Here is a 310-nt window from a genome sequence, read left to right on the forward strand (position 1 = left end):
AGTAGATGTTCGCGTTATTACCGCAATGAATCAGCCACCAGAAGTATGTTTAAGAGGGAATAAAATTCGTACTGATTTATATTATCGATTAAATGACTTTTCATTATATATTCCGCCGCTACGTGAAAGAACTGAGGATGTCTTATTATTAGCGTCTTATTTTTTGAACGAATATAATAAAAGTTATAAAAAAGGTGTACCTCAAATGGATAAGGAAGCGAAAGAAAGACTACAAGCATAACAATGGCCTGGCAATGTTCGGGAGCTAAAACATACGATTGAACATGCCGTCATTATTGCAGAAGGGGAT

At 35.5% G+C, this 310-nt stretch carries 1 pseudogene; it reads left to right on the forward strand.

The features are described from left to right. Nucleotides 1–310, forward strand: a pseudogene (locus tag KVT31_RS29465) (AAA-type ATPase lid domain-containing protein); the annotation flags it as partial.

The sequence above is a fragment of the Bacillus sp. GbtcB14 genome (assembly GCF_019091205.1).
Taxonomy (GTDB): domain Bacteria; phylum Bacillota; class Bacilli; order Bacillales; family Bacillaceae_G; genus Bacillus_A; species Bacillus_A cereus_AG.